This window comes from uncultured Cellulomonas sp., assembly GCF_963527515.1.
GTDB lineage: Bacteria > Actinomycetota > Actinomycetes > Actinomycetales > Cellulomonadaceae > Cellulomonas.
Genome location: NZ_CAURTV010000137.1, coordinates 1 through 7,621, shown reverse-complemented (window position 1 = coordinate 7,621; position 7,621 = coordinate 1). Strand labels below are relative to the sequence as shown.

General features: G+C 75.4%; 6 protein-coding genes and 1 pseudogene. 4 read left to right on the top strand and 3 right to left on the bottom strand.

Annotation, left to right across the window (positions count from 1 at the left end; all coding sequences use genetic code 11):
• Positions 1–568: pseudogene (locus RYN42_RS18695) on the bottom strand (hypothetical protein); the annotation flags it as partial.
• 208 nt (positions 569–776) lie between these two features.
• On the opposite strand from RYN42_RS18695, the gene RYN42_RS18690 reads away from it, so the two are divergent.
• Positions 777–2,021 carry a M20 family metallopeptidase gene (locus RYN42_RS18690; RefSeq protein ID WP_315098653.1) on the top strand — a complete coding sequence of 415 codons (1,245 nt, stop codon included), beginning with the start codon at positions 777–779 and terminating at the stop codon, positions 2,019–2,021.
• 190 nt (positions 2,022–2,211) lie between these two features.
• Here RYN42_RS18690 and RYN42_RS18685 read toward each other — a convergent pair whose 3' ends face one another.
• Both RYN42_RS18685 and RYN42_RS18680 read right to left on the bottom strand, forming a co-directional pair.
• Positions 2,212–3,642 carry a DUF222 domain-containing protein gene (locus RYN42_RS18685; RefSeq protein ID WP_315098650.1) on the bottom strand — a complete coding sequence of 477 codons (1,431 nt, stop codon included), beginning with the start codon at positions 3,640–3,642 and terminating at the stop codon, positions 2,212–2,214.
• A 308-nt stretch (positions 3,643–3,950) separates the two neighbouring features.
• Complete coding sequence (locus tag RYN42_RS18680) at positions 3,951–4,280, bottom strand: TraR/DksA C4-type zinc finger protein (RefSeq protein ID WP_315098647.1); 330 nt, start codon at positions 4,278–4,280, stop codon at positions 3,951–3,953.
• Between the two features lie 305 nt (positions 4,281–4,585).
• Here RYN42_RS18680 and RYN42_RS18675 point away from each other — a divergent pair, with 305 nt between their 5' ends.
• The 3 genes from RYN42_RS18675 to RYN42_RS18665 form a co-directional block, all read left to right on the top strand.
• Positions 4,586–4,969, top strand: a complete 384-nt coding sequence (locus RYN42_RS18675; RefSeq protein ID WP_315098645.1) for a cold shock domain-containing protein — start codon at positions 4,586–4,588, stop codon at positions 4,967–4,969.
• Between the two features lie 2 nt (positions 4,970–4,971).
• Entirely contained in the window at positions 4,972–6,117 is a 1,146-nt protein-coding gene (locus tag RYN42_RS18670; RefSeq protein WP_315098642.1) for a DUF3027 domain-containing protein, read from the top strand.
• A partial coding sequence (locus RYN42_RS18665; RefSeq protein ID WP_399552539.1) for a sacsin N-terminal ATP-binding-like domain-containing protein occupies positions 6,114–7,621 on the top strand: 1,508 nt, incomplete at its 3' end. The genes RYN42_RS18670 and RYN42_RS18665, both read left to right, overlap by 4 nt.

The window sequence follows — 7,621 nt, the reverse complement described above, 5'->3', positions numbered from 1 at the left end:
CGGCTGTGCTGTTGGACGGGGCGAGCCCGACCGGCGGGCCCCACAGCAGGGCGTCCAGGACCGGTCGGGCGCCCGCGGGGGCAGACTCGAGCACGGCCGGCAGGTTGTCGAGGTCGACGGGCTCGGCCGGGGCGCCGCGACGGGCGCCGGCGTCGAGCGGAGCCAGACCGGCGGGGTACGGCCCGAGGATCTCGGCCAGGCCCGGTGACGGCAGCAGGGGAGCGTCGGTGCCGTCGGCCGTCGGGTAGACCAGGGCGCCGACGATCGCGAGCCGCAGCGCCCGCTCGACCAGCGCGACGCCGGCGTCGTCCGTGGCGCCCAGCGCCGCCGGCAGGTCGGCCGCCGTGACCGGCCCCGGTTCGGAGAGGGCGATGACGGCCTCGAGCACCTGCAGCACGCTGGCGTCGACGGCGGCGAGCGCGCGCTCCAGGCTCGACCGGCTGGTGGCCCGGACGGCCAGCGAGGACAGGGTCGCGGGCGACGGCGACGCCAGGTCCGGCCGGCTGCGCAGGAGCGCGACGAGCTCGTCGTCGCCGCGTTCGCGCAGATAGCCGGTGAAGGTGGACATCCGCTCAACCTTACGCGGCGGGCGCCCGTGCACGGGGGTTTCGGCTACCGACGGGTAACCGGATCGCGCGGGCCGTCCGATCGCCGCGGCATCCGGCCGTCGTCGGGCTCGCGTGCGACCGCCTGCGGTCTGTCTCGTCGTCGCCGACGTCTGGCAGTCTCGGGAGCGGGGCTCGGCACCGGGCCGATCCCGGACCGGAGGTCAGACCGTGCCCCTCTCTCCCGACGTCCTCACCGGCCTGCGGTCCGACGCCGTCGCGCAGCTGCCCGAGATCGTGGCGCTGCGGCGCGCCCTGCACCGCACCCCGGAGATCGGCCTCGACCTGCCGGCCACGCAGCGGCTGGTGCTGGACGCGATCGGCGCGCTCGACCTCGAGGTGCACACCGGTCGCGGGCTGAGCTCGGTGGTGGCGGTGCTGCGGGGCGGTCGACCGGGACCGGCCGTGCTGCTCCGGGGGGACATGGACGCGCTGCCGGTCACCGAGGACTCGGGGGAGCCGTTCGCCTCGGAGCGCGACGGTGTCATGCACACGTGCGGTCACGACCTGCACGTCGCGGGACTGGTCGGCGCCGCGCGGCTGCTGGCCGCGCGTCGCGAGGAGATGGCGGGCGACGTCGTGCTCATGTTCCAGCCCGGTGAGGAGGGTGACCACGGCGCCCGCCTGATGATCGAGGAGGGCGTGCTCGACGCCGCCGGCTCGCGCGTCGTCGCCGCGTACGGGCTGCACGTCGTGTCGTCGCTGGTGCCCGCGGGCCTGGTGATGTCCAGGGCCGGCACGATGCTCGCCGCCGCGGACTCCGCCGTCGTCACCGTGCACGGTCGGGGCGGGCACGGGTCCATGCCGCACCTCGCCGCCGACCCGGTACCGGTCGCCGCCGAGATCGTCCTCGCGCTGCAGGCGATGGTCACCCGGCAGTTCGACGTGTTCGACCCCGTGGTCGTCACGGTGGGCAGGATCGTGGCCGGCACGACGAACAACGTGATCCCGTCGATCGCCGTTCTCGAGGCGACCGTCCGCACCTTCTCCGAGGCCACCCACGCGGTGCTGCCCGAGCGGCTGACCCGGCTGGCGGAGGGCATCGCCGCCGCCCACGGCCTGACCGCCACGGTGGAGTACGAGCGCGGGTACCCCGTCACCTCGAACACCGCCGCCGAGGTCGACCGCGCCGCCGGTCTGGTCCGCGACATGTTCGGCGAGCAGGCGTACACGACCGCCCAGCAGCCGCTGTCCGGGGCCGAGGACTTCTCCTACGTGCTGCAGCAGGTGCCGGGCGTGTACTTGGGGCTCGGCGCGACACCGGTCGGCGAGGACCCCGCGTCGGCGGCGTACAACCACTCCGCGCAGGCGCGGTTCGCGGAGGAGTCCCTGGCAGTCGGGCCCGCGGTGCTCGCGGCGCTCGCGCTCGACCGGCTGGCGGAGGGCGCGTCGGAACGGATGGCAGAAGGGGCTTAGCGAGGTAGTCCCTGGACTCGCCGAGGACGGGTCGTTGCACGCTCGACGAGCTGGCACGCGGTCGCCTGCTCGCCGCGCGGCCTCGGCTCGACCTGCTCGCCGGCGCTCGACACTCTGCGCTGGCGCTCGATTTCGCACTGCCCCGCCGCTCTTCCTCGGCCGTCACGCTCGGCACAGCGTCCGCCCGGGGTCACGTCCGGAGCGGTTGTCCGTGGCGGTCGGTGAAGTGCCAGGTGCCGTCGGTGTGGGTGATCTCGATCGCGCGGTCGTGGACGATCTCGTGGTGGTGCCAGCACAGCAGGATGCCGGTGTTGACGTCGGTGGTGCCGCGGTCGCGGTGCCAGTGGTGGGTGTGGTGGATCTCGCCGAGGGCGGGTGGGGCGTGGCAGCCGGGGTAGCGGCAGTGCCGGTCGCGGGCGATGATCGCGCGGCGCTTGGGGCCGGTGTAGGTGCGTTCCGTGCGTCCGACGTTCAGGACCTGCGACGCGGGCCCGAACACGACGCGGGTGAGCGCGGAGTCGCACGCGAGGCGGGCCAGCACGGTGTCCGGGACGGGTCCGGTGCCGACCAGCTCCGCGACCGCGAACCGTTCGGTGTCCCCACCGGGCACCGGCAGCCCCGGCCGCCCGGCCTCACGCGCGTCGACGCCCGGGGCTCCCAGCACACCAGCGGCTCGCGGCTCACCGCCGCCGGCCCCCGACTCGTCGACACCCGCGGGGCGCGCCACAGCGGGGTCCCCAGGCTCGTCGCAGCCGCCGGCGTCGCCGCGCGACGTGTCGTCAGATCGGTGGCCGGGGGCGCGGTCCAGGGCACGGTGCAGCGTGGCGTAGTCCACGACGGCGGTGATCTGCGGGCGGTGCGTGCCGGTTGCGCCGGTCAGGTCACCGTCCAGGGCCAGCCGGGTCAGGTTCACCAGCGCGCTGGCGCGGCGCCTGCCGGCGGGTTGCCCGGCCTGGTCCGCGGACCTTCCGGCCAGTGCGGTCAGCGCCGCGGCCAGGGCGTGGCCGTGCTCGGTGGTCAGGAACCCGCTCAGCTGGCACCCGTCGGAGGTCTGGGCAAGGTTCAGGTGCTCCCGGTCGCTCGCCTCGCGGTATCCGCGTTCGTCCGCGGCCGGGTCGGCGGCCGCGGCCCACCGCCGGGCCAGGACCCGCACCTGCGCCACCGGCAGCTTGATGGCGTGCGCGAGGAGGAACGCCTCCCCGCACCCCGAGGTCGGGTCGGACAACGCCGTCTTGCGGTCCGGGGTGTTCGCCACCGCGGCCAGGGTGTGCGCAGCCTCCAGCGACACGCTTCCGGCGACGACCGCGGCCGCGGTGGCGGGCAGGTCATCGCGCAGCGCCCGCCCCAACCGCACCACCCGGCCAGCCTGCCCGTGCGACACCCGCCCGGTCGATGCGACCCACGTGGTGATCGACCGGGCACCCTCCAGCGCCCACCACCCGTCGGCCTCCACCATCGGCACCACCCGCGCCGCGACCGCGGTCAACCTGCCCGCCAGCACCAACGCCTCCCGCACCACGTCGACCGCCACCGCGCCCTGCAACCGATTCGGCCGAGCCGGGTCCGCCAGCGCCGCGAGCGTGTCCACCGCGGCGGTCAGCTCCGCCAGCACCGACCCCACCGAGCGATCAGAGCCGACAGCGCCGTCAACACTCCGAGCACCTCGAGCACCCGAGCGCGCGGCGGCGGCCCGCGGCGCAGCCTCCTCGATCGACACCGCCATCCACCTCCACCCGCTCCGGGTACCCACCCTCGAACCAAGGGCGATCCGTCCCGCTACGAAGAAGTGTTCCAGCCACCACTGACATTCATCGCGCCTGTTGCTCGAATCCTGAGACGGCGATCGAAGAAATGTCAGTGCAGGTCAGAGGCGCAAACAATGAGCCGCCCACAGCCCCCTCAATAACGCCCGTCGTCCACAGGAAAGAATCAGCACCCGACGCACGTCGTCGCCGTAGGCCGCGCCTCCAGCCGACCCGGCGCGATCGCCCTCCCGCACACCGCGCAGATGCCGTACGTGCCCTCGGACAGCCGAGCCAGTGCCGCATCGACCGACGCGAGCCGCTCCACGGCGTCGCGGGCCAACGCGTCCACCTGTGCGCGCTCGAACGCGATCGTCGCGCCCTCGGGATCGTGCTCGTCATCGGCGTTGCTGTCCCGCGAGGCGTCCACGACGGCGCGGTGCTCGCTGCGCAGCGCCGCCAGACGGTCGAGCGTCTCGGTACGCAGCTCGTCGAGCCGGGCGCGGGCGTCGGTCATGTCGAGGGCAACGCTCGGCGGCCGACAACCCTTCCGGCGCAGGCGACGGCCCGGAGAGAGCTGCCCGGCCACACACCGGCGAGACCAGCAGCCCGGCCACAGCACGGCGACACCAGCACGGCGACGGCCCACGAGACCAGCACAGGCGACGGCCCGGCGAGACCAGCACGGCGACGGCCCGGAGTCCGGCGCGAATGCGCGCAGTCCCGCCCGCACCGCTGCTCCCGGCAAGCACGGGGATATTCACCGGCGGCGCCCGGTAACCTTGTGGCCAGTACGTCTTCATCTCATGAACGGGGTTCACCGTGCCTACCGGCAAGGTCAAGTGGTTCGACACCGAGCGAGGCTTCGGGTTCATCGCCGGCGACGACGGCGGCGAGGTCTTCCTGCACGCGTCGGCGCTGCCCGAAGGCGTCACCGCGCCGAAGCCGGGCGCAAAGGTCGACTTCGGCGTCGCGGACGGCCGTCGTGGCCCCCAGGCGCTGTCCGTCAAGCTCCTGGACCCGGTGCCCTCTGTCGCCAAGGCGGCGCGCAAGCCCGCCGACGACATGGCCGTCATCATCGAGGACCTCATCAAGGTCCTCGACCGCGTCGGCAACGACCTGCGTCGTGGCCGCTACCCCGAGAAGGCTCGTGGGGTTCAGTACGCCGCCCTGCTGCGAGCCGTCGCGGACGACATCGAGGCCTGAGCATGCCTGCACCTACCAAGGACGCGGTCCTCGGATCTGCCGTCGACCTGGCCCGTGAGGTCGCGGTCGCGATGGCCGAGGACCCCGCCGACGTCGGCGAGTACCTCGGCCTCGTCGTCGAGGGCGAGCGGCTGGTGTCCCACCGGTTCGCCTCCGCCGCCCGCGGCTACCGCGGCTGGGAGTGGACCGTCACGGTCGCCCGCGTCCCGCGCGGCCGCACCGCCACCGTCTGCGAGGCCGAGCTCCTGCCCGGACCGGACGCCATCCTCGGCCGCGAGTGGCTGCCGTGGTCCGAGCGCATCCGCCCGGGCGACATCGGCCCCGGCGACGTCCTGCCCTTCAAGGCGGACGACCCGCGCCTCGAGCCCGGCTGGACCCCCACGGGGGACCCCGAGCTCGACGACGTGGCGATCGACGAGCTCGCCCTCGCCCGCGTGCGGGTGCTCTCGCCGCAGGGTCGCGACGAGGCCGCCGAGCGCTGGTACCGCGGCCCGCACGGTCCGACGAGCGCGGGCTCGCTCGCCTCGGCGGCCGCCTGCGGCAGCTGCGGGTTCCTGGTCCCGCTGCAGGGCTCGCTGGGCACCGTGTTCGGGGTCTGCGCCAACCAGTGGTCGCCCGACGACGGCACCGTCGTCAGCGTCGACCACGGCTGCGGCGCCCACTCCGAGACCGACGCCGAGGCGCCGCCGACCGAGTGGCCGGCCTCCGACCCGCTGATCGACGAGCTCAGCCTCGAGCTGGTCCAGCTCACCACCCCCGCCCTCGCGCAGCCGGACACCGAGGCACCCGCGGCCGAGGCGACGCCCGACGAGACGACGCCCGACGAGACGACGCCCGACGAGACGACGCCCGGCGAGGCAGCGTCCGACGAAGCACCGTCCGACGAGACGACGCCCGACAACGCCTCCGTCGACGACGCCGCGTCCGACGCCCCCACAACCGAGGCACCCGCCGCCGCCGCCGAGCCGGACCCGGCCGCCGACACGGCAACCTCCCCCGAGGGCGACCCGCTGACCGACGACCTCACCGCGGCCGAGACGGACGCACCCGAGCCCGCGGCCGAGACGGGCGCACCCGACACCGCGGCCGACACGGACGCCCCCGACACCGCGGACCAGCCCCCCGCGCGCCCCGACCCGGAGCCGTGACCGCCGACGCCTTCGGGACGGCCGCCCTGCGCGCGGCCGTCCTGGGGGCGTGGCGCGCCTCCCCGGCACGACTGCGGGAGGACGCCAACACGGAGGAGGACCACGCCCACGGCTACTACCGCGACCGGGTGCTGGTCGAGCTGGCCCAGAACGCCGCCGACGCGGCCACCCGCGCGGACGTCCCGGGCAGGCTCCTGCTGCGGCTCGCCCGCGCCGACGACGGCACGATCGCGCTGGTCGCCGCCAACACCGGCGCCCCGTTGGATGCGGAGGGCGTCGCGTCCCTGTCCTCGATGCGGGCGTCGTCGAAGCGCGACACCGGCGCCCGCGTGGTCGGCCGGTTCGGGGTCGGCTTCGCGGCGGTCCGAGCGGTGGCCGACGAGGTCTCCCTGCTCTCGACGACCGGCGGCGTCCGCTTCTCCGCCCGCGACACCGCCGAGCTGCTGAGCGAGGCCGCGGCCGACGTCCCCGCGCTCGCCGAGGAGGTCCGCCGCCGCGACGGCTCCCTCCCCTCGCTCCGCCTTCCCCTGCCGGCGGACGGCCGCCCCCCGGAGGGCTACGACACCGCGGTCGTCCTGCAGCTGCGCGACGAGGTGTTCGCCGACGAGGTCCGCGTCCTGCTCCGCGAGGTCGGCGACCCCCTGCTGCTGGCCCTGCCCGGGCTGGTGGAGATCCTGGTCGAGGACCACACCTCCGACGCACCGGCCCGACGGATCGCCGACGTGCACGAGCGCTGGGTGGTCGAGTCCGCGGAGGGCGAGCTGTCCGTGGCGGTCGTCGCGGACCGGCCGGTCGAGGAGCGCAGCGCGCGGTCCTGGCGCGTGACGTGGGCGGTCCCGCGCGACCCGGCGCTGTCGTGGCTCCCGGTGGTGCACGCCCCGACGCCCACCGACGAGCCGTGCAGCGTCCCCGCGCTGTTCGTCGCGACCCTGCCGCTCGACCCGACGCGGCGGCACGTCGCCGCGGGCAGGCTGGCGGACGTCGTGCTCGAGCACGCGGCGGACGCGTACGCGCGCCTCGCGCAGGCCCGGGCCGACGCAGACGCCGACCCGCTGTCCCTGGTCCCCACCGGACTGGCGGCGGGCACCCTCGACGCCACGCTCCGGGACCTGGTCGTCGAGCGCCTCGCTCGCACCCCCCTCCTGCGCCGCGCAGCACCGTCCACGAGCGACCTCGTCGCACCCGACCGCGCGGTGATGCTGGCCGGCGGCGTCGGCACCCAGCGCACCGCGCTCGCCGCGCTCGGCCGCCGCATCGCCGGCCTCGTCGTGGTCCCCTCCGGTCGCCAGGCGCAGGCCCGGACGCTCGGTGTGGAGGAACGCAGCCTCGCCGACGTGGTGGAGGAGCTCCCCGTCGTCGACGACGGCACCTGGGCGGAGCTGTACGACGCGCTGGAGCCGGTCGCGGACGACAGCCAGGCGCGCGAGGCCCTGGGGGCGCTGCCCGTGCCCCTGGCCGACGGACGCGTGGTGCGCGGCGCGCGCGGCCTCGTCGTGCTGGACCC